Source organism: Halolamina litorea (assembly GCF_026616205.1).
GTDB classification, from domain to species: domain Archaea; phylum Halobacteriota; class Halobacteria; order Halobacteriales; family Haloferacaceae; genus Halolamina; species Halolamina litorea.
In genome coordinates this window covers 121366-140732 of the sequence record NZ_JANHGR010000002.1, presented here as the reverse complement: position 1 = coordinate 140732, position 19367 = coordinate 121366, and the positions used below count along the sequence as shown (strand labels likewise).

Below are 19367 nucleotides of genomic sequence, written 5' to 3'. Positions count from 1 at the left end.
ACAGCTACTGGCCACCGGCGCCCAACCCGGGAACCATGACTGCGACCGCTCTCGTCTGTCCGGACTGCGGCGCCGAGTACGCCGACCGCTGGCGCTGTGAGTGTGGCTACCCCCTGGAGTTCGCCCGGCAGCCGCTCCCCGAGGGTCCCGCGCCGGAGCCCGCGAGCTTCGACACGCGCGAGGGGCTGTGGGCCTTCGCAGAGTTCCTGCCCGTCGAGCAGCACGTCAGCCTCGGCGAAGGGATGACGCCGCTGGAGGACGCTCCGGAGTGGGACGCCCAGTTCAAACTGGAGTACGTGTTCCCCACCGGGAGCTTCAAGGACCGCGGCGCGACGACGACACTCTCGCGAGCGGTCGAACTCGGCGTCGGGAAAGTCGTCGAGGACTCCTCGGGCAACGCGGGCGCGGCGATCGCCACCTACGCCGCCCGGGCCGGTATCGACGCCGAGATCTACGTCCCGGCCAGCGTCAAAGCGAGCAAGATCGAGGCGATCGAGGCCGCCGGCGCGACGCCGATCCGCGTCGAGGGGAGCCGGGGGGACGTGACCGACGCCTGCGTCGAGGAGGCCGTCGGTGGAAGCGCGTGGTACGCCTCCCACGCGTGGAACCCCGCCTTCTTCGCCGGGACGGCGACGGTCGCCTACGAGATCGCCCTCCAACGGGACTGGGAGGCACCCGACGCCGTCGTGACGCCGCTGGGGCACGGCACGCTGTTCCTCGGCGCCTACCGCGGGTTCCGCGCGCTCGCCGAGGCCGGCTGGATCGACGAGATCCCCCGGCTCTACGGCGCGCAAGCCGCCGGCTACGCGCCGATCGCCGCCGAACTCCACGGCGACGCCGCCGGATCGAACGACGTGGCCGACGGCATCCAGATCCGCGATCCCGTCCAGCAGGAGGCGATCCTCGACGCCATCGACGCGACCGGCGGCGATGCCATCGCACTCGGGGAGGAACCGGTCGCTGAGGAACTCGACCGACTCCACCGGGCGGGGTTCTACACCGAACCCACGTGTGCAGTCGCGCCCGCGGCGCTCGCGGAACTGCGCGAGCGTGGCGAAATCGACGCTGACGAGGACGTCGTCGTCCCGCTGACCGGAAGCGGCCTCAAGGGATGACCGACGTTCCGCCGTCGGACGGTCCGAACTGCGAGCGTTCGGTGTCCCACCCGTCGGCGGCGGAGTAGGACCGAACCGTTTTCCGCGCGCCCCCGAACCCTCGACCGTGATCGCCGTCGACGCCGACTACTGCCCGCTCTGTGGCGCCGCGGTCGAACACCGCGAGATCGACGGCCGCCGACGCGCCTACTGCCCCGACTGTGAGCGGGTGCTCTGGCGCAACGCCGTCCCGGGCGCTTCGGTCGCGGTGGTGGAGAACGGGACGGTCTGTTGCATCCGACGCGGCCAGCCGCCATCGGAGGGTGCGTGGGCGCTCCCGGGCGGGCACGCCGAGTACGACGAACCCCTGCCCGAGGCCGCCGCGCGGGAACTCGAAGAGGAGACGGGGCTGGCCGTCGCCGCCGCCGACCTCGAAGTCGCCGGCACGCGGCTGGCGACCGGCGGGGAGCGCACCCACGCGGTGGTGTTCTTCGCCGTCGACCGCGAGGCGACGACTGGCGACCTCGATGCCGGCACCGACGCCGCCGAGGCCGCGTTCCTGACGGTGTCGGGGTACGAAGGGCGGGAGACGGTCCACGACCCGGGCGTGCTCGAAACCGCGATCGACCGGATCTAAGGGAGCACGTCCTCGGCGGCGATCCGATCGCCATCGGCGTCGTAGAACCGGATGTCGTCGAAGTAGACCTGTGCACTGCCGGAGTCCCGGGTCTGCTCTCGGTTGGCTAACGTGAGGTCGACGATGCCCGTATCGCTCGACGTGTCGATCGAAATGGTGTTCCACGCCTCCCGACCGCCGGCGAAGGAGTCACCGTAGCCGCCGGTCCGACTCGTCCCGTCGACGCGAATCTGGGCGTCGTTCTGGTCGTAGTAGTCGACACGGATCTCCGCGACGCCCGTGAGGTTCACCCGGACCGTCGCAGTCGCCGTCGAAACGTCACAGCCGTCGTTGTCACAGCTATCGCTGGCAGTCGAGAGGTACAGCGCTCGCTCCCCGCTTCGAGCGGGGTCCGCCCGCACCTCGGTGGTGCCGTCGGGCCACGTACTCGCTGCCGCCCACGGGTCGGCCGGCGACTCGCCGACCACCGACGCCTCGAAGCCGAACACCGAGGGCCCGGCTCCCGGTCCCCCGCCTTCGACGGTGAAGGAGCGAAGCCGGAACGCCGAGTCGCCGGTGTCCTGCAACAACAGTACCTCTTCGCCGCCGGTCAGGCCGGCCGGGCTGGTCTGCTCGACGACGAGGTGTTCGCCGACGCCGAACGTCGATGCCGAGTAGCTGAGCGTGAGGTTCGAGCGGTTGGCGACGCGTTCCCCGTCGACGACGACAGCGAGGTCGGCCGGAGCCACCGCCGGGCCACCCTCGTGGGAGATACGGAGCGCCGCGCTGGACTCGTACTGGCTGGCGCCCGCGGCCTGTTCGGCCTCGAGGCTGACCTGAGCTGGCTCTGCGAGCGCACTCCCGAGGGTGCCGCCGTAGACCATGACCGTGCCCGCCATCACGGCCACGACGTCCACGAGAAGTACGGCGCCGATGACGGCGGACTGGCCGCGCCCCGAACGTATCACTACTGGAGACGTTAGCCATCGGATACATAACTGTGGGGCAATATTTCGGCCGATTGGGCCCGTAACGGGCGCTACCGCTCGGTATGCGTCGGTCCGTCGAAGCCGCCCCGGACCAGCGGCTTGGCGATGTGCCGGCGGGCACACGGCGGCACCTCGTACCAGCCCGGTTCGAGGTCGCGCCCGACCTCGGCCTCGACTTTTCCGGGGGCGCTGGTCCCGCAGTCCCGGCAGCGGTACCCTTGGTTCCGACCGGCCGAACCCATGCTGTTCCCGCAGTCGGGACAGCGGGGGTTGCGCTCCTCGACGCGGTTCAGCGTCCTGACCGCGAACTTCTCCAGTTTGAGGCTGCCGTCGCTTACCTCCCCACAGACGGTGAGTTCGTCGCCCGCGCGGAGCGCTCGCACGCGATCCCGGAAGCGTTTGGTCGGCTCGAAGGCCGCCGCGTCGACGGTCGACCCCGACGGCTCGCCGCCGTCGACGGCCCGGATCGGGACGAAGACGTGGCCGCCGCGGCGGGTCTCGGGTTCGCCATCGACGACGCAGTCGACGCGGTACGCGCGGCCGTCACGGAGGTCGCCGAGGTCGTCGGTGTCGGCGTCGCGGAGGTGAGCATCGGTTCCCTGGTTGGTTCGGAACAGCGCGGTTCGCTCGACCGCCTCCGAGTCGGTTCCCGCCGCAACCTCCCGGAGCGCGTCGGGATCGTCGCCGCGGATACCGTAGAGGATCGGTCCGGGCGCGCTGGGGACACAGACCGCCTCCCCCTCCCCGCGGTCGACGGTGTCCCACGCCTCGGGATAGGCGGCCTCGGCGGCGTCGAACAGGCTCGGTTCGTCGACCTCCCGGGGGGTGCCACAGCGCTCGAGCCGGCGGTAAACGATCAGTTCGTAGGTCCACTCGGGGAAGGCGCGAGCGGCGCCGACGGCCGCGAGAGCGCCGATCCGGCCGTGGCCGCCGGCCCAGCCCTCCGTCGTGAAGCCGGCGTCGTCGGCCAGCGCGAGCGCGTGGTCGAGGTCGTGGAACGACCGGACGGCCTCCCGAGCGAACTCGGCGACTGGATCGGGCACCGCCTCGGGGTCGCAGTCGGCGACGACGAGACCGGGCGAGGTTCGCGGGTCGTCGGTCTCCGCGAGCGGTTCGAGTTCGTCACGGACGATGTCGGCGGCGGCGTCGGCGTCGAGGTCGGTGTGGATGGCGAGCGCGGCGTTCCCCCGCGTCTTCCGCTCGACGGCGGGGTTGAGGCGGACCAGCAGGCGCTCGGCGACGGTCCCGCCGGCGGCCTCGATCCGCTCGGCGACGCGGGCCGCGAGGTAGGTCGTGCACATCCCGCGCTCGCGGGAGTCGGTGTCGTCGACGCCGATGACGGTCACGTTCGGCGGGAGGAGGCCGCCGTGCAAGGGGGTTTCGCGTCGGCGCGGCGGGACGTGACAGTCGGAAAGTAGTTTTGCACAACGGTTTTATACTGGGAATCGTCTACCCCGGAGTATGAGCCGTACAGCGCTTATCGAGAACGTCACGGCCATGATGCGGGACGCGGGGTTCCTCGTCAGCGAGCGCTGTGCGATCCGGCCCAAGAGCTTCGACGTGGCCGCTCGCCGCGGGGAGGAACTGGTCCTGCTGAAGGTGCTCGGGAACGTCGACGCCTTCGACGCCGCGACCGGTCAGGAGATGCGCCGACTCGGCGAGTACCTCTCGGCGACGCCGATGGTCGTGGGGATGCGCACCCGCGACGAGGAACTCAAGCCGGAGGTGGTGTACTTCCGCCACGGCGTGCCGGCGCTCCACCCCGACACGGCCTTCGACCTGTTCGTCGAGGACGTGCCGCCGCTGATCTACGCGGCGCCGGGCGGGCTATACGTCAACATCGACGGCGACCTGCTGGCGGAAACCCGCGAGCGCGAGGACCTGAGTCTGGGCAAACTGGCCTCCGAACTCGGCGTCTCCCGCCGCACCGTCTCGAAGTACGAGGACGGCATGAACGCCTCCATCGACGTGGCCGTCAAACTGGAGGAAGTGTTCGACCGACCCTTCACGGCGCCGATGGACGTGATGGACGGCGCCGAGGCGGTCCGGGACGCCGAGCCGACGCCCGAGGCCCCAGAGGCCGACCCGGACGACGAGCACGTCGTTGGCCTGCTGACCCGGGCGGGCTTTACCGTCCACCCGACGACGCGGGCGCCGTTCAACAGCGTCTCCGAGGACGAGGAACGCCGCGGCCGGGACGGCGCGAAGCTACTGACCGGCCACTCGGCGTTCACCCCGAGCGCGGAGAAACGCGCCCGGATCATGTCCTCGCTCGGCGAAGTCACCCGGACCCGTTCGGTCTACTTCGTCGAGGAGGGTGCGAAACGGGAGTCGGTGAAGGGTACCGCGCTGGTGTCGTGTGAGGAGTTGGCCGACACGAACGACCCGGAAGCCGTTCGTGAACTGATCCGCGAGCGGGCCGCCGAACCCGGCGAAGCCTGACGCCGGCCGGTACCGCTGATTCTCGGCCGCGTTAGGCCGCTCGTTCGCCGTAGGTCGTCTCGAGGAAGGCGATGATGTCGTCGCTCTCGGGCATCCCGTCCACGTCGTGCTCCTCGTCGACGAGCACGGGGACGCCGGTCTGGCCCGAGACGTCCTTCACTTCGGTGCGTTTGCCGTGGCTGGCGGGAACTTCGATGGTGTCGTACTCCAGACCCAGTTCGTCCAGTTTGTCGACCACTTTTCGACAGAACGGACAGCCCGGCAGTTCGTAGAGCGTGATGGTCGCCATCACGGGCGGATAGGGTCCAACTACTCAAAAGGGCCGCGGCGGCGGCGAGGGCGCCGGCTATCTCGGATCAGGTCGCGCGCTCCCGGAGCGACCCGAGGCCGTCGGCGATCCGCTCGCGGTTGCGGATCACTTCCGCGAGCCCCCAGCCAGCGAGGACCAGGAAGGCGGCGGCGACGCCGGCGAACTCCCAGGAGTCCATCCACGCCGGTTGGAACCACGGTGCGAGCCGACCCCAGAAGCCGGCGAACTCGAGGACAGGCGCCTCGACGACCGTGCCCTGTGCGGTGGCCGCGAGCCACGAGGAGAACGTCGCCGAGAGCCCGCCGGCCGAGCCGTAGATCACCTTGTTCCCGCTCACGCCCATGTCCCGCATCGTCGGCCCGCCGGACTCGTCGCCGGTCTGGACGCGCTCGGCGTCGTAGGGGCCCCACGTGGCGAAGTACTCCCAGACGATCTCGCCCTGCGGCGTCACCTCGATGACGCGGTGGTTCATCGAGTCGACGATGAGCGTGTTGCCGTTGGGGAGTCGGTCGGCGTCCCGGGGCCACGAGAGCGACGCCGAGGAGCCGACACTCCAGACTTCCTCCCACTCGCCAGCGTCGTTCTTGGTGTACTCGATCACTCGGTCGTTCTCGCTGTCGGCGACGAGAATCGTCGGATCACCGTCGTCGGTGGTGAGCCAGTCGGGGTTGTGCTGTTCGTACAGCGTCGAGTGGTCGCCGTCAGTGCCCAGTCGCTCCGTGATCTCGCCGGACTCGATGTTGACGGCGATCACCTGATCGAAGTTCCGGGGCGAGAGCAGCAGTTCGGTGCCGTTCCGGATGACCTCCACGTCGTTGACGTGAGTCCAGTCTTCCGAGAAGCCGCCGTCAGTGCTGTTTGGGTAGTGATCGCGGAATCGCCACTCCCAGTCGACCTCGCCATCGGTTCGATCGTAGAGCACCACTCGATCGTTCGAGCAGTCACAGGAGTCGTTCCAGTTACGCATGTTCGCGATCGCGAGATGCGTCTCGTTGTACACGTCGATGTCGTGGGTGTCGTGGAACGACAGCGTCTCTTGCCAGACGCGTTCCTTGCTCTCGGGGTCCATCTCGTACACTTTCGTGCCGTCGGGGCTGGTCGAGACGACGAGGAGATTGCCGTTCGGGAGCGGATCAACGTCGTAGAACCACGTCGCGCCGAGGGCGTCGGTGTAGCTCCACTCGGTGGAGCCGTTGCCGTCGGTCGAGACGACGCGGGCGGGCTTCTTGCGGTTGCCCTGCCCTTGGAAGTGATAGCCCTGAATCCCGATGACCGTGGAGCCGTTCGCTGGCTCGGTCATCGTGCCGGCTTCGAGCTCCGAGAGCGAGCCATCTTCGTCGCTACCGACGCCGAGGGCGGCCCCCGCAGCGGGCGCTAACAGCGAAACGACGAGGAGAAGCGCCACCCCACGAACGAGCCAGGTTCGGGGTGGGAGACTGCGTTGCATAGTCGGGCAAGCAGGGGGATAGCCGAAGGTGTTGCGGTCGGCAGCGAGGTTACATCACGCCGCTGGTCCGCACCGCGAAGTAGACGACGAACGCGCCCGCGAGCACCCACTGACCGATGTGGAGGTCCTCGGATTCGCCGGCAGCGAGTTTGACTACTGGGTAGGAGATGATCCCTGCAGCGATCCCGTAGGCGATGGAGAACGTAAACGGCATGACCATGATCGTCAGTCCGGCCGGAATCGCGTAGGTCAGGTCATCCCACGCGACCGCGACGGCGTTGCCGAGCATCACGATCCCGATGACCACGAGCGCGATGTGGGAGGCGTACATCGGGATCGCGGCTGCCAGCGGAACGAACGCGAGCGAGAGGATGAACAGGCCGGCGACGGTCAGCGCCGTCAGGCCGGTTCGGCCACCTTCCTCGACGCCGCTTGCGGATTCGATGTACGTGGTGACCGTTGAAGTGCCGAGCATCCCACCGACGGTGGTGCCGATGGCGTCAGCCATCAGGGGCTTGTCGATGTCGGGGAGATTTCCGTCCTCGTCAAGGAACCCAGCCGACTGGCCAACGCCGACCAGTGTGCCGGCGGTGTCGAAGAAGTCGACGAAGAAAAACGTGAACACGATCAGGGCGAACGTGAACGGCTCAACCCTGCCGAACCCATCGAGGAACGCGCCTGCAAGCGGTCGGATGTCGTAGGCTGCGAGGTCGTACGTCGCCGTGGAGCCGGTGAGGTAGATGTCCGTCGCAATCGCCGACCCCTGCGGGACGTTGGCGGGGTCGAACGCGGTGAAGCCCATCGCCGACGCGGCGTAGCCGACCACCGAGGTGCCGATGATACCGATGATGATCGAGCCACGGACGCCTCGAGCGTAGAGCGCGAGCGTGCCCAGCAGGCCGATCATGGAGATGATCGCAACCGGGTCCTTCGCGAACACCGGCGAGAAAGTGACGAACGTCGCGGCGTCAGAAGCGACGACGCGCATCGACTCGAAGCCGATCAGTGCGAGAAACAGGCCGATCCCGGAGCCGACGGCGAGCTTCACGGGTTCGGGGAACAGCCTGATGATGTACTCACGCGCCCCGACAGCGGTGAGTACGATGAACAGTACCCCTTCGACAAAGACGGCCGCGAGCGCCGTCGTCCAATGGACACCCATTCCGAACACGACGGTGAACGCAAAGAAGGCGTTCAGCCCCATGCCGGGAGCCTGCGCGAACGGGCGATCGGCGTATAACGCCATCACCAGCGTTGCAACGGCCGCGGAGATGATCGTCACGACGGCAAGCATCGCGTACAGGCGGCCGTCGCCGATCCCCTCGATGTCGATTGCTTGTGAGAGGATTGCAGGGTTGACGACCACGATGTAACTCATGGTCAAGAACGTGGTCAACCCGGCGAGCAGTTCGGTCCGAACGGTGGTGTCGCGGCGGTGGATATCGAAGTAATCCGCCAGCGTCTCTGTGAGTCCCATCCGTATAGGTGCACATCGTGCCTAACGACTACTTGAGCGTTTCCCTCCAGTATGCACAAACGCGTCTAGAAGTGCCGGCTGAGTGGGTTATTCGGCGGGGGAACCCGCAGAGATATGCAAGAACGTGGGGAGTCGGCCGCAGCGGGACGGGGGGTTACCGGCTCTCGTAGGTCGTGAGCGCGCCGACGGGGGCGTCGGTGATCTCGCGGGCGCGGTCCATCCCCTCGTCGCCAACGGCGATGAGGGTGAACACGCCGCCGACGGTGGCGTCGGATTGGGCGACGATGTCGAGCAGTAGCTCTTGGGTCTCGCCCGAGCGGATCAGGTCGTCGACGACGAGGACCGTGTCGCCGGCCGAGACGGCGTCAGCGGGCAGGTAGTAGGTGAGTTCGATACCGGAGGCCAGGCGCTGGCGGGACTCGACGAACTCCTCGACGGCGGTCTCCTTGCGCTTCTTGGCGTAGGCGATGTCGGCGTCGAAGTAGGAGGCCATCGCGGCGCCGAGCGTGATGCCGTCGGTGGCGGCGGTCAACACCACGTCCGGGCGCTCGAACGCGAAGGACTCGGCGGCGACGGGCGCCGCGAGGTCCAGGAAGGACTGGTCGAAGACGACGGCGCTGTTGTCGACGTAGCCCTCGTCGTCGACAGCGATGCGGGACTCCAACTCCTCGGCGAGCGCGTCGCGGCCGACGCTCTCGACGGTTTCGCGAGCCCGCTCGACGCCGGGAAGGACGTGGCCGTTGACGTAGCGGTTCAGGTCGCCCGCCGGGAGGCCGGTCAGCTCCGCCAGCTCGTCGTACGTTCGGCTGCGCTTCAGCGTCCGTAGGACGGCGACGGCCCGCAGTTGCAGGGCCGCCTTCTCTGCGCGATTCATGCGTCCCCTCACGGTTGCACAACCATGAACACGTCGAAGCCGTTCGCGGCCGAAAAGGGCAGCGTGGTGTGTTACCGATCGGCGAGCAGGTCGGAGGCGGTGACGAGCGCCTCCATCTCGACGCCGTGGTCTTCGAGGTTCTCGCGGCCGCCCTCCTCGCGGTCGACGACCAGCAGCGCGCGGTTCACTTCGGCGCCGGCCTCGCGCAGCGACTCGACGGCGTCGACGGCCGACTGCCCGGTGGTAGCGATGTCCTCGACGACGACGATCTCCTCGCCCTCGTCGAGCCGGCCCTCGATCAGGTTCGCGGTGCCGTACTCCTTCTGCTGCTTGCGGGCGATGACGTAGGGCACGTCGGCGGTGATGCTCGTCGCCGCCGCCAGCGGGACGCCGCCGAGGGCGACGCCGCCGAGCTTCTCGCCGTCCAGTTTCTCGGCGAACGCCTCGGCGATGAGTCGGAGGCAGCGCGGGTCCGTCTCGAAGAGGTACTTGTCGACGTAGTAGTCGCTCGTGCCGCCGTGGGCGAGTTCGAACTCCCCGTACTGGACCGCGTCGGCGTCCCGCAGCGCCTGGATCAGGTCGTCGGTCATGGGCGTGGGTGAGGAGGGGGTCGGGAAAAACGGGTCGGCTTGGGTCAGGGACGGCTGGCTGCCTCGATGGCTGCGGCGAACGCTTCGGGGCGCTGCGAGCCGAGGAGGACCGTAGGCTCGCCCGCGCGCTCGATCCGGACGCCCCGGTTCCCGCTGACGGAGTAGGCGATCTTCCCCGGCGCCCAGCGGATGCCCCAGCCGCCGAACTCACGGATCGGCCGGTACGTCTCGGCCTCGTAGGTCTCGATCTCTGCCCACCCGATCCGGCGGAACGAGCGGTGGAGCGGCCAGAGTCGGTAGTAGACCCCATCGCTCCTGACCTCGGTTCTGAGCCGGAGGGAGTAGATGAACAGGGCGATCGCGCCCAGTACGGCGAGCCCGGGCCACGTCACCGGTCCCGCCAACAGCATGAGGAGCGCGACGCCACCAAGCAGCGCCCAGATCCACCACTGACGGAAGCGTTGCTGCTCGGCGAACGACGGGTCAGTATCCATGAGGAGTCGTGGTGCTACGAGGCAGTAACGGCATCGCTGGTCCGAGCGCGCGGGCGAGAGTCGCCGACGCTCACCAGGGCTCGTCTTTCACGCCGAGCCAGTAGGCGATCACGTTCGTTCCGACGTGGAGCAGCGGCGTGACGACGGCGACGACGGCGACTCGGCCGAGAGTGAACGTTTCGAGCGTCCAGTCGGGCGCGAACAGCAGCGCCAGCACCAGTGCGCCGACGACGAAGTCGAGTTGGTCGAGGCCGGGGAAGGCGGCGCCGCGCTCGCGGCCGCTGCGGCGTTTGATGAACGAGGCGCCGATGTCGCCCAGCATCGCCCCCAGCGCGAGGCCGACGGCGGCGTTGATCGGGAACCCCGGGAGCGTGATCCCGAGCGCGTCGCCGGCCGCGGGGGCGGCGGCGTCAAGTAGGAGTGCCAGCGCGACGCCGACGGCGGTACCGACGGCGGTGCCGCGCCACGTCTTGCCGTCGCCGAGCAGGCGCTTGCCGTTCATCGTCCGGCCGCCGTCGATGGGGCGGCCCCCGCCCGCGAGGACGGCCGCGTTGTTCGGGACGTACGCCGGCAGCATCGCCCAGAGGGCGCCGGCGATCAGTTCGAGCATGGGCGGACCGTCGGTGGGGGAGGCCGTAAGTGCCGTGGGTCCGGCCGGCAACGGCGAACCGGGCGGGACGAAGGGCTGACCGGTGGTGGTCGACCGGGCGGGACGAAGGGCCGGCCAGCAACGGCGAGCCGGCCGGACGGCGTGGCTGACCGTCAACTGTGAGGCCGTCGAGACGATTGTGACAGCCGATACCGCGGGACGACGTCGCCGTCGGCGCCGGCGCGGTGCCGTCGACGCGCCGCAGGCCCGCGCCGTCGGCAAATACGGGTCTTTTTCAGGCCGAAGACCCTCGACCCGGGTATGCAGGGTAGTCTGCCGCCCGAGGCACAAGAGAAGATCGAGGAGCTACAGGACCTTCAGGAGACCACCGAGCAGCTGGCGGCCCAGAAGACGCAGGCCGAGACCTCGCTCAACGAGGCCCAGACCGCACTCGAAGCTCTCGATGACATCGACGAGGACGCGACGATGTACCGAGAGATCGGCGAGCTGCTGGTCCACACCGACTACGAGAGCGCACAGGAGGACCTCGAGGAGAAGGTCGATAGCCTCGAAGTCCGCGTCGAGCAGCTCCAGAAGCGCGAGGAGAAGACCCAGGAGCAGTTCGAGGAGCTCCAGGAGGAGCTGCAGCAGCTCCTGCAGGGCGGCGAGGGCGGCGGTCCGATGGGCCCCGGCGGCCCCGGCGCCGGCGCGTAAATGAGCAGTCAGGAGCCGACCGACGAGGAGGTCGTCGAAACCGCCAGCGCGGCCGCGGAGGGCGTCGTGCTGGATCGCTACAAGCAGTCCGAGCTGACGGACCTCGACGTGACGGTCACGTTCGAGGACGGCGTGCTCGACGTCGACGTGTACGTCAACCCCCCCGAGGGCGCCGAACCCGACGCGGAGGAGGTCGCCGAGGCGGCGGCGATGGCGGCACAGGACGCCGTCGACGAACTGTTCGCCGACGCCTGACGGGCGGGCGGTAGTTCCCGCCCCGGGTTTCCGGGGCGAACGTTTTCCACCGAGGCTTGTGACGGTCGAGTATGCCGCGAACTCGGCCGGTACGTTCCGGGTCTGCCCCCGTCCGTGACGCGGCGGTCGCGGCACTCGGTCGCCGGGTCGCCGCCGTCGACCAACGGGCTGACGAGAGTTACGAACTCGAACTCGAGAGCGGCCGGACCGCGACGCTCCGGCTTGCAGCCCGCTGTGGCGACGACGAGCGCCTCGTCGAACCCTGTTTACTCGACGCGCTACGCGACACCGACGTCCCCGCGCCGGAGCTGTTGGCGGCGGTCGGGCCCGAGACGAGCCCCTTCGATGCCGCCTTCTGTATCGTCGACGTGAACCGCGGCCAGCGTCTCGACGACGTACTCGACCTCCCCGAACCGGCCCACGAACGGCTGGTTCGGGAGGCAGGGGCGCACCTCGCGGCGCTGCACAACGCGAGCGTCGGCGCCTACACGACAGAGAACGGCGGCGCGTACGGCGACCTTCGGGTGCCGAACTGCCACCCCGACTCGCCGCTGGTCGTCGTCGACGGCGGCGACGAGGAGGTCCGCCCCGCACACGCCCGCTGGCCCGACCGCGTCGAGCGGCTGACCGACCGCGCCCTCGGCGGACTCCAGGGCGGGGAGTTCACGGACCTCGTCGGACCGATCGGGGCGGGGGTCGCCGCGGCCGGCCTCCCCGAGCGCCCGGCCGCCGCGGCGCTCCACCTTGGCTACCGGCCCGCGAACATCGAGTTCGAGCCGGGGATCACGTGGCCGTCCCACGCCCAGCGAGGGGGCACCGTCGTCCGCACGCTCCGCGGGTTCGAGAACGCGAGCACTGGCGACGGCCTGCTCGACCTCGCGGTCGCGGAGGACGCGCTGATCAGCCTCCCGCTGGGCGACACCGACCGGGCACAGGAGCTGACGGCGACGCTCAGGGAGTCCTACGTCGCCGAGCGCGGCGTCCCAACCCCGTTCGGCGAGCGCTACGCGGCGTACCTCCTACTGGCCCGAGCGCGTCTGCTCTCGAGGCTGGGTGCTCCCTACCGCGTGACCCGCGAGCACGACGCCTACGACGCAGCCATCCGGTTCCGCGAGCAGGTGGACTCGCTCGTGGACACGCTCAGGTGACGAAAAACAGCAGCACGCTGATGGTGATCACCGCGATGATCACCGCGAGCGCGAACGCCCCGCCCAGCGAGACCACCGCGTTGGCGTGGGAGGCGAGCGTCTCGGTGCGGTCGTTGCCGAACACCGTCACCTCGACGCGCTCGGTCGCCATCCCGGCTTCGACCGGTTCGGTGTCCGCGCGGGCCCGTTCGGCGATGTCGGTCACCGCGTCGATGAACGCGCTGTGTTCGATCTCGGCACCGATCTGGTTGTCCGCCTCGACGGTGTTGACGATGTGCGTGTCCGTCGTCATCACCTCGGCGTTGTCGAAGCCGGCGCCCGCGAGGGCGTCGACGGTCCGGTCGCGCAGCCACGGCTCCATGTTGTTGCCGTCGACGAGCACGTAGGCGGTTTCCTGCCCGTCGACGGCCGTCACCGCGACCCGGATACCCAGCGGGCCGATCCCCTCGTTGGGTTCCCACTCGGTCTCCTCCCACGCAGTCCCGAGCGAGAGGGGCGCCTCGGCCGCACTCCCGAGCCGTTCGCCGGTGCGGCTGGCCGCGTTGATCATGTCGAACGAGCGGGAGCTGCCGGGCGTGACGTGGCCCAGATCCGGGCCGTCGAGCCCGTTGTTGCAGTTGTGGGCGTCGACGAGCAACACGTCATCGAGGCCGTGCGTGCGGGCTTCGGTCGTTGCCGCGAGGCCGACCCCGTACTCCACGTCGTCGGCGAACCCCGGCGAGAACGTGTTGACCAGCAGGCCGTCGCCACCGAAAGCCTGCCCGAGCATCTTGGCGTCGCCGTCCCGAACGCGGTCGCTCCGGGTGGCCTCCTCGGCGTAGTCGATGCGGCGGTGGGCGCGGTCGGCGGCGTCGATCAGCCGGTCGACCTCGCGTTCGGTGACGAGGTTGAAGTCGTGTCCGGCGGTCGCGTGGGGCGGGAACGCCAGCCCCTCGGTGGTCTCGGCGACGCGCTCGGGGAGGTTCCCGCCACCGATTTCGCCCATCGGCCCGGGGTGGATCATCGGTAGCACGAACCGCGCCTTCTCCCCGCCGCCGTCGGGGTCGCGGAACGCCAGCACCGTGACCGGGACGACGGCCTTCTCGCCCAGCTGTTCGAAGAAGTCCTCCAGTTCGCGGGTCCCCTCGGCGACGTGGCCGATGAACCCCCGGAGGAAATCGAGCATCGAGACGCCCATCGAGCGGCGCCACGGTCGGTCGACGGCGACGAGGAACACGTAGACCGCGAGCGCGTAGATCACACAGAGCACGCCCAGCAGGCCGAACTGGACGGGCGAGATCGTACTCAGGACGCCCGGTGCCTCGGCGGACTCGTGGAGGAACGGCGTGAGGAACGCCTCGAGGGCCGACCCGCCGTCGGCGAGGTAGCGGATGGCCCCGCTGTAGACGAACAGCAGCGCCGCCGCGACGCCGGTCTGGATGCCCGCGGGCAGCACCGCCATCGGGAGCGAGGACCGCGAGACCGCCATCACCACGAGCAGTCTGAACGCGAAGATCGACGCCAGCGCGAACATCAGCGAGTCGAAGACGAACGGCTGGCCGAGTCGCGGCGAGAGGTACGCGATCAGGGCGGCGACGCTCACGACGGCGACGATCACGAGTTCACAGATCAGCGCGAGCAGCGACGCGCGGTTGTAGGTGAGTCGGCCGCCGGTGTAGCGATCGACCCACGGCGTGGCGAAGCCCGCCACGACCGTCGGGATGCCGATGAAGAAGATCCCCTCCCAGGCGTCCTGCCCGATGAAGAGGATGCCGCGGAACACCGCGTTCGCCTCGCCGCTGTCGAAGGCGCCGATGCCCGCGATGGCGGCCACCAGGAGGGCGAACGCGAGGCTGGTGTACCAGTTCGGGGCGCGGAAGATGAACCGCGAGAGCCCCGCGAGGTTGCTCTGGGACGCCGTCATCGCTACGGACTCTGGCCCGGACGGCCTAAAACCCGGGACATCCACCCGCGTGGCGACGCCCTACCGGGACTCGCAGATGTCGCGGAACGCCTCGAACACCGCCTCCCCCTCCGCGGTGTGGGCGACCTCGGGGTGCCACTGGACGCCGTAGAAGTCCCGCTCGGTGTCGCTCATGGCCTCGACTTCACACACGTCGCTGCGGGCGGTTCGGGTGAACCCCTCGGGCACGTCGTCGACCTCGTCGGCGTGGCTGGCCCAGACGCGGGTTTCCGGGGCGAGCGAGCCGATCAGCGGGTCGTCCTCCTCGAGGATCTCGACGGTCACGTCGGCGTAGCCGCCGTAGTCGCCGCTTCGGGTGGTGCCGCCGAGTTCCTCGGCCAGGAACTGCATCCCCAGACAGATGCCCAGAACGGGCACGTCGAGGTCGAGGTACTCAGCACAGCGGCCGACGCGGTCCATCGACGGGCCGCCCGAGAGGACGATCCCGTCGGCGTCGATCTCGTCGGGATCGACGTCGTTGTCGAGGATCTCGGTATCGACGCCGATGTCCCGGAGGGCGCGCCCCTCCAGGTGGGTGAACTGTCCGTGGTTGTCGATGACGACGATTCGGGTCATGTCCGGAGTTGGCCGACGAGGCTCAAAAACACCTCGGAACGGGGCGGAGATACGCACGTCCGTGCATCAGACCCGCGGGCGGTGCCGGGCCGTCCACGGAAGGGGAGTTCACAACGAGAACGGGTCGAACCGCTCGTTCCGGCCGTCCCACGCCTCGACGTCGCGTTCCGCGCGGGTGTCGAGGTACACCTCCACGCCGTTCCCGTCGGGGTCATCGAAGTAGAGCGCCTTGCTGATGCCGTGATCGACCGGCGAGACGGCGACGCCGCGGGCCGCCAACCGTTCGGCGACCGCCCGGAGTGCCGCGGCGTCGTCGACCTCCCACGCGGAGTGATAGAGACCGGTCCGAGCCTCGCGGGGGTCGGGGGCGTCGTCCCCGGCCCCGCCAGTCCCCTGTAGCGCGAGGTCGTGGTGGTGCTCGCCGAAGGAGAGGAAGGCGTAGCGGCCGACCCGCTCGGTCACGTCGAGGCCGAGGACATCCCGGTAGAACTCGACGGCGCGGTCGGCGTCGGTGACTTTCAGGTGGACGTGTCCGAGGTGGGACGGCATAGAGGGATTGAGGCCGTTGGCTACGGAATAGTTTTCGTCGCCGGCGCCGACTACCGGCGTCAGTCCTCGCGACGGTCGTTCGCGGACCGGAACCCCATCTCGGAGAGTTCCTCGCCGCGGCGGCTCTCGCGGGCCGCGAGCGCCTCCGGGTCGGGGCTCGCGTCGTCGTCGATCCGGGCGAACGAGCGGTGGACCTTGGTGTGACACCAGCGACAGAGCCCCACCGTAATCTCGTGAGAGGGCTCGTGGCCGTCCGCCCGCGAACCCCCGCTGGCGTCGTCTGCCGGCCGACCGTCGCCGCCAGCACCAACGTCGTCCCCCGACTGACCGTCGCCGCCAGCACCGGCGTACGAGAGGTGGTGCTCCTCGATCAACGGCCGGGCGTCGGGGTCGTGGGCGATCCGGACCTCCTCCAACCCACACCGAACGCACTTCTTGGCGTCGGTAGTCGAGCGGTAGTGTGGACAGGCTGACCAGTCGGGGTCCTCGCCCTCGACTGCCGCCGCGTCGGTGTCGGCGACGACGCAGGTGTAGTCGTCGGCGCGGCGCTCGGCCGCGAACCCGGGGTCGGCGCCCGCGTGGTCGAGTGCGTAGCGACAGCGGCCGTCGCCGGTGAGGTGGTCACAGCGCCCGGCGACGGCGTAGGGGTCGTCGACGCCGACCGGGGTCCCCTCTGGCGTCTCCTCCATACCGGCCGTGGGGCGCCCGCGCTCTTGAACGCTCGGCCACCCGTCCGCGGGGGGCAACGCTTAGTAGGGCGGCGACGGGAGCGAGGGGCGTGCGAATCGTCCACCACCGCAACGGCGAGAAACGAACGCTCGCCGAGACCGTCGAGCGGGCCGACAGCCCCCTCTCACAGGCCCGTGGAGTGATGTTCCGGCGCTCGATGCCGGCGGACTACGCGCTGGTGTTCCCGTTCGACGAACCCGACAGCCGAACGATCCACACGCTGTTCGTGTTCGTCCCGCTCGACGTGCTCTGGGTGGTCGACGACGAAGTGGTGAAGGTCGAACGACTGGAGCCGTTCCGCGGGCTGGCTCACGGGCTTGCGGACACGGTGATCGAGTTACCCGCCGGCGCCGCCGAGGGCGTGACGCCGGGCGATACGATCGAGATACGAGAGTGAGGGGGTTCGGGACCGATCCCCCACCGAGGATCGGTCGGCCCCCGTTCCGGCACGATCAGTCCCTCGCCTGTGGCCGCACGGTACCACGTGATTCGACTCGCGAGCGGCGGGGCTGGCGGCTGCACCGTCACTGCGGATAGCCAGAGGTCCCACAAACCTCTGATCGTGTTGGACGTTGGCATGGGCCATAAACGTGACTCGACCGTACAGCCACCTGAAACGTCCCCAGGCGAGCCCCTCACACCGGCGCCACGTCGATGCCGCGGATCTCGAACCGGGCACCGCCGCCGACGGCGTCGGTGATGGTCAGCGTGCCGCCGTGGGCCTGCACGATAGACTGGACGATGGCAAGCCCGAGACCGTCGGTTCCCCGGGTGGAGAAGTCCGCCACGACCGCCACCTCCCGGATCTCTTCGGGGATTCCGGGCCCGTCGTCCTCGACGTAGAAGCCGTCGGGCAGCGAGCCGACGGTGATCGCGGGGTCGCCGCCGGCATCGGGGTCGGGAGGCGCCTCCCCGTTCGTGCCACCGGGCTCGGTGTTGTCCCCGTGTGCTGTCCGGGGACCGGTCGAACCGTGCTCGACGCTGTTCTGGAACAGTCGCTCGAACAGTTGGATCAGGAGCCGTCGGTCGCCGTGGATGGTCGGGGGGTTCACGACCGTGAGCGACGCCGCGGCGTCGTCGACCCTCGTCCACGCCTCGCGGGCCACCTCCTCGATCCGGACCGGGCTCACCGTCGACAGCGCTCCCGACTGGCTGAACGAGAGCGTTGCCTCGGTGATCTCGGCGATCCGGAGGGCCGCCCGCCGGATGCGCGCGGCCTCGTCGGCGTGGTCGAGATCGGTCGCGAGGAGGTCGGCGTACCCCTCGATGACGTTCAGCGGGTTCCGGATGTCGTGTGTGAGCACCGTGAGCAGCGTCTCGAGTTGCCGCTCGCGGGCGGTCGATCGGAGCTCCGCCAGCTTTCGTTCGGTGATGTTGATGTGTGCGACGACGGCGTAGCGACTGCCGTCGGCGTCGAACCCCGAGACCTCCATCGCGTACCAGCGGTGCTCGTCGGGCGAGTGGCAGGGGTACTCCAGCCGGAACGGCCCGTCGTCGCCACCGAGAGCCGCTTCGATCCCCTCCACCGCCGCGGCGGCGAGTGGGTCGGCGTGGGCTCGCCGGCAGATCTCGAGGTAGTTCTCCCCCATCCAATAGCGCCCGTGGGTGCCGTGGTTCTCGTCGGCGAACCGTCGCCACGCCTCGTTGACGAGCGTGATCGTGCCCTCGGCGTCGAGGATGGCGATCTCCACGGGCAGTGCGTCGACACCCGCCGTCGTGATTCCTGTCGGGAGCGGGCTCGTCACACCGTCCGGTGAACTCCGAGTGGTAAATCATCTCTGGATCATCTATCACAGCCGAGAACCGGCCGTATAAGTCCGCTCGGACAGATTCTTGCCAGTCGGTGACTAAAGCGCCGTATGACACTTGTCGTGCCGTTCGACGGCTCCGAACTCGCCGAGGCGGCGCTGGTCCGCGCCGTCGAGTTCGACGCGGTGTTCGAGGAGGGGGTGGTCGCGGTGAGCGTGGTTCCGCGGGCTGACGTCACCCACGCCCGCGAGGTCGGGTTACTCGACGCCGACGAGTCCTTCGACGTGGAGACGGTGGTCGAGCGCCTGCACAAGCGAGTGGACGCGCTCGCGCCGCGGGCGGAGTTCCAGTACGAGGTGGTCGGGAAACACGCCTCCGCGGGCACGATCGCCAAACACGTCCGCCGGGCGGCGCGGAAGGCCGACGCCTCCCTCGTGGTGCTGGGCAGCGAGAACGCGGGCCATCTGACGGTGTCTGTCACCAGCGTCGGCGGCAGCATCGCCAGCGACGACGCCTACGACGTGTTGATCGTCCGGAACCGGAGCCCCTCGAAAGTGGATCGCGTGAAGGAGTCGTCACCGCACACGACGTTCTACGAGGGGGAGCGGAACCGACCGAGGTAGACGGGGACGGACGATCGAACCGCGAGAGCTCGTGCTGCCGTTTCGAGTTCGTCGAAAAGTGGGACCGCCGAGATTCGAACTCAGGTCCTACGGACCCCATCCGCAGAGGATACCACTACCCTACGGTCCCGTACCTAGAAACAGCGCCGTCCAGCAATTA

General features: G+C 69.2%; 22 protein-coding genes and 1 tRNA gene. 8 read left to right on the top strand and 15 right to left on the bottom strand.

From position 1 onward, the window contains the following. The first annotated feature begins 35 nt into the window (after window positions 1-35). Both NO998_RS11600 and NO998_RS11595 read left to right on the top strand, forming a co-directional pair. Entirely contained in the window at window positions 36-1115 is a 1080-nt protein-coding gene (locus NO998_RS11600) for a pyridoxal-phosphate dependent enzyme (protein ID WP_267647359.1), read from the top strand. A gap of 106 nt (window positions 1116-1221) precedes the next feature. Beyond that, window positions 1222-1731 (top strand): NUDIX domain-containing protein, encoded by a 510-nt coding sequence (locus NO998_RS11595; RefSeq protein ID WP_267647358.1) that lies wholly within the window; start codon window positions 1222-1224, stop codon window positions 1729-1731. On the opposite strand, the gene NO998_RS11590 is transcribed toward NO998_RS11595, so the two are convergent. Next, window positions 1728-2678: a type IV pilin domain-containing protein gene (locus NO998_RS11590; RefSeq protein WP_267647357.1), complete on the bottom strand. Its 951-nt coding sequence runs from the start codon at window positions 2676-2678 to the stop codon at window positions 1728-1730. The genes NO998_RS11595 and NO998_RS11590 overlap by 4 nt on opposite strands. Before the next feature lie 71 nt (window positions 2679-2749). After that, window positions 2750-4045: a tRNA(Ile)(2)-agmatinylcytidine synthase gene (locus NO998_RS11585; RefSeq protein ID WP_267647356.1), complete on the bottom strand. Its 1296-nt coding sequence runs from the start codon at window positions 4043-4045 to the stop codon at window positions 2750-2752. Between the two features lie 115 nt (window positions 4046-4160). Here NO998_RS11585 and NO998_RS11580 point away from each other — a divergent pair, with 115 nt between their 5' ends. Continuing rightward, window positions 4161-5141, top strand: coding sequence for a transcriptional regulator (locus NO998_RS11580; RefSeq protein ID WP_267647355.1), 981 nt, complete (start codon window positions 4161-4163; stop codon window positions 5139-5141). Window positions 5142-5172: 31 nt separating this feature from the next. Here NO998_RS11580 and NO998_RS11575 read toward each other — a convergent pair whose 3' ends face one another. The 7 genes from NO998_RS11575 to NO998_RS11545 form a co-directional block, all read right to left on the bottom strand. After that, entirely contained in the window at window positions 5173-5430 is a 258-nt protein-coding gene (locus tag NO998_RS11575; protein ID WP_267647354.1) for a glutaredoxin family protein, read from the bottom strand. A 67-nt stretch (window positions 5431-5497) separates the two neighbouring features. Beyond that, window positions 5498-6898 carry an aryl-sulfate sulfotransferase gene (locus NO998_RS11570; protein WP_267647353.1) on the bottom strand — a complete coding sequence of 467 codons (1401 nt, stop codon included), beginning with the start codon at window positions 6896-6898 and terminating at the stop codon, window positions 5498-5500. 49 nt (window positions 6899-6947) lie between these two features. Then, the gene (locus NO998_RS11565; RefSeq protein ID WP_267647352.1) at window positions 6948-8375 is read right to left on the bottom strand and encodes an NCS2 family permease; all 1428 of its coding nucleotides are present in this window, start codon (window positions 8373-8375) and stop codon (window positions 6948-6950) included. A 154-nt stretch (window positions 8376-8529) separates the two neighbouring features. After that, window positions 8530-9249, bottom strand: a complete 720-nt coding sequence (locus tag NO998_RS11560) for a phosphoribosyltransferase family protein (protein WP_267647351.1) — start codon at window positions 9247-9249, stop codon at window positions 8530-8532. A gap of 71 nt (window positions 9250-9320) precedes the next feature. Further along, window positions 9321-9839: an orotate phosphoribosyltransferase gene (pyrE, locus tag NO998_RS11555; protein ID WP_267647350.1), complete on the bottom strand. Its 519-nt coding sequence runs from the start codon at window positions 9837-9839 to the stop codon at window positions 9321-9323. Between the two features lie 44 nt (window positions 9840-9883). Continuing rightward, window positions 9884-10333, bottom strand: coding sequence for a hypothetical protein (locus tag NO998_RS11550; protein ID WP_267647349.1), 450 nt, complete (start codon window positions 10331-10333; stop codon window positions 9884-9886). A gap of 70 nt (window positions 10334-10403) precedes the next feature. Continuing rightward, window positions 10404-10943 (bottom strand): CDP-2,3-bis-(O-geranylgeranyl)-sn-glycerol synthase, encoded by a 540-nt coding sequence (locus tag NO998_RS11545; protein ID WP_267647348.1) that lies wholly within the window; start codon window positions 10941-10943, stop codon window positions 10404-10406. A 300-nt stretch (window positions 10944-11243) separates the two neighbouring features. Between NO998_RS11545 and NO998_RS11540 the strand changes: the two genes are divergently transcribed. The 3 genes from NO998_RS11540 to NO998_RS11530 all read left to right on the top strand — a co-directional run bounded on the left by NO998_RS11540 (window position 11244) and on the right by NO998_RS11530 (window position 13039). Further along, window positions 11244-11636 (top strand): prefoldin subunit beta, encoded by a 393-nt coding sequence (locus NO998_RS11540; RefSeq protein WP_345781134.1) that lies wholly within the window; start codon window positions 11244-11246, stop codon window positions 11634-11636. Beyond that, window positions 11637-11891, top strand: a complete 255-nt coding sequence (locus NO998_RS11535) for a DUF3194 domain-containing protein (protein WP_267647347.1) — start codon at window positions 11637-11639, stop codon at window positions 11889-11891. Between the two features lie 71 nt (window positions 11892-11962). Continuing rightward, entirely contained in the window at window positions 11963-13039 is a 1077-nt protein-coding gene (locus tag NO998_RS11530) for a phosphotransferase family protein (RefSeq protein WP_267647346.1), read from the top strand. Here NO998_RS11530 and NO998_RS11525 read toward each other — a convergent pair. The 4 genes from NO998_RS11525 to NO998_RS11510 all read right to left on the bottom strand — a co-directional run bounded on the left by NO998_RS11525 (window position 13032) and on the right by NO998_RS11510 (window position 16795). Further along, window positions 13032-14942, bottom strand: a complete 1911-nt coding sequence (locus NO998_RS11525; RefSeq protein ID WP_267647345.1) for a DUF2070 family protein — start codon at window positions 14940-14942, stop codon at window positions 13032-13034. The two genes, NO998_RS11530 and NO998_RS11525, sit on opposite strands and share 8 nt — an antisense overlap. Before the next feature lie 60 nt (window positions 14943-15002). Further along, window positions 15003-15557 (bottom strand): GMP synthase subunit A, encoded by a 555-nt coding sequence (locus NO998_RS11520; protein WP_267647344.1) that lies wholly within the window; start codon window positions 15555-15557, stop codon window positions 15003-15005. A gap of 108 nt (window positions 15558-15665) precedes the next feature. Continuing rightward, the gene (locus NO998_RS11515) at window positions 15666-16106 is read right to left on the bottom strand and encodes a VOC family protein (RefSeq protein WP_267647343.1); all 441 of its coding nucleotides are present in this window, start codon (window positions 16104-16106) and stop codon (window positions 15666-15668) included. Between the two features lie 59 nt (window positions 16107-16165). Beyond that, window positions 16166-16795 (bottom strand): DUF7097 family protein, encoded by a 630-nt coding sequence (locus tag NO998_RS11510; RefSeq protein ID WP_267647342.1) that lies wholly within the window; start codon window positions 16793-16795, stop codon window positions 16166-16168. Between the two features lie 89 nt (window positions 16796-16884). On the opposite strand from NO998_RS11510, the gene NO998_RS11505 reads away from it, so the two are divergent. Then, window positions 16885-17232 (top strand): DUF192 domain-containing protein, encoded by a 348-nt coding sequence (locus NO998_RS11505; protein WP_267647341.1) that lies wholly within the window; start codon window positions 16885-16887, stop codon window positions 17230-17232. Window positions 17233-17470: 238 nt separating this feature from the next. Here NO998_RS11505 and NO998_RS11500 read toward each other — a convergent pair whose 3' ends face one another. Beyond that, the gene (locus NO998_RS11500; RefSeq protein ID WP_267647340.1) at window positions 17471-18580 is read right to left on the bottom strand and encodes a PAS domain-containing sensor histidine kinase; all 1110 of its coding nucleotides are present in this window, start codon (window positions 18578-18580) and stop codon (window positions 17471-17473) included. Between the two features lie 114 nt (window positions 18581-18694). On the opposite strand from NO998_RS11500, the gene NO998_RS11495 reads away from it, so the two are divergent. Then, window positions 18695-19207: a universal stress protein gene (locus tag NO998_RS11495; protein WP_267647339.1), complete on the top strand. Its 513-nt coding sequence runs from the start codon at window positions 18695-18697 to the stop codon at window positions 19205-19207. A 59-nt stretch (window positions 19208-19266) separates the two neighbouring features. Here the strand turns inward: NO998_RS11495 and NO998_RS11490 are convergent. Then, a tRNA-Pro gene (locus NO998_RS11490) sits at window positions 19267-19337 on the bottom strand. Window positions 19338-19367 lie beyond the last annotated feature (30 nt).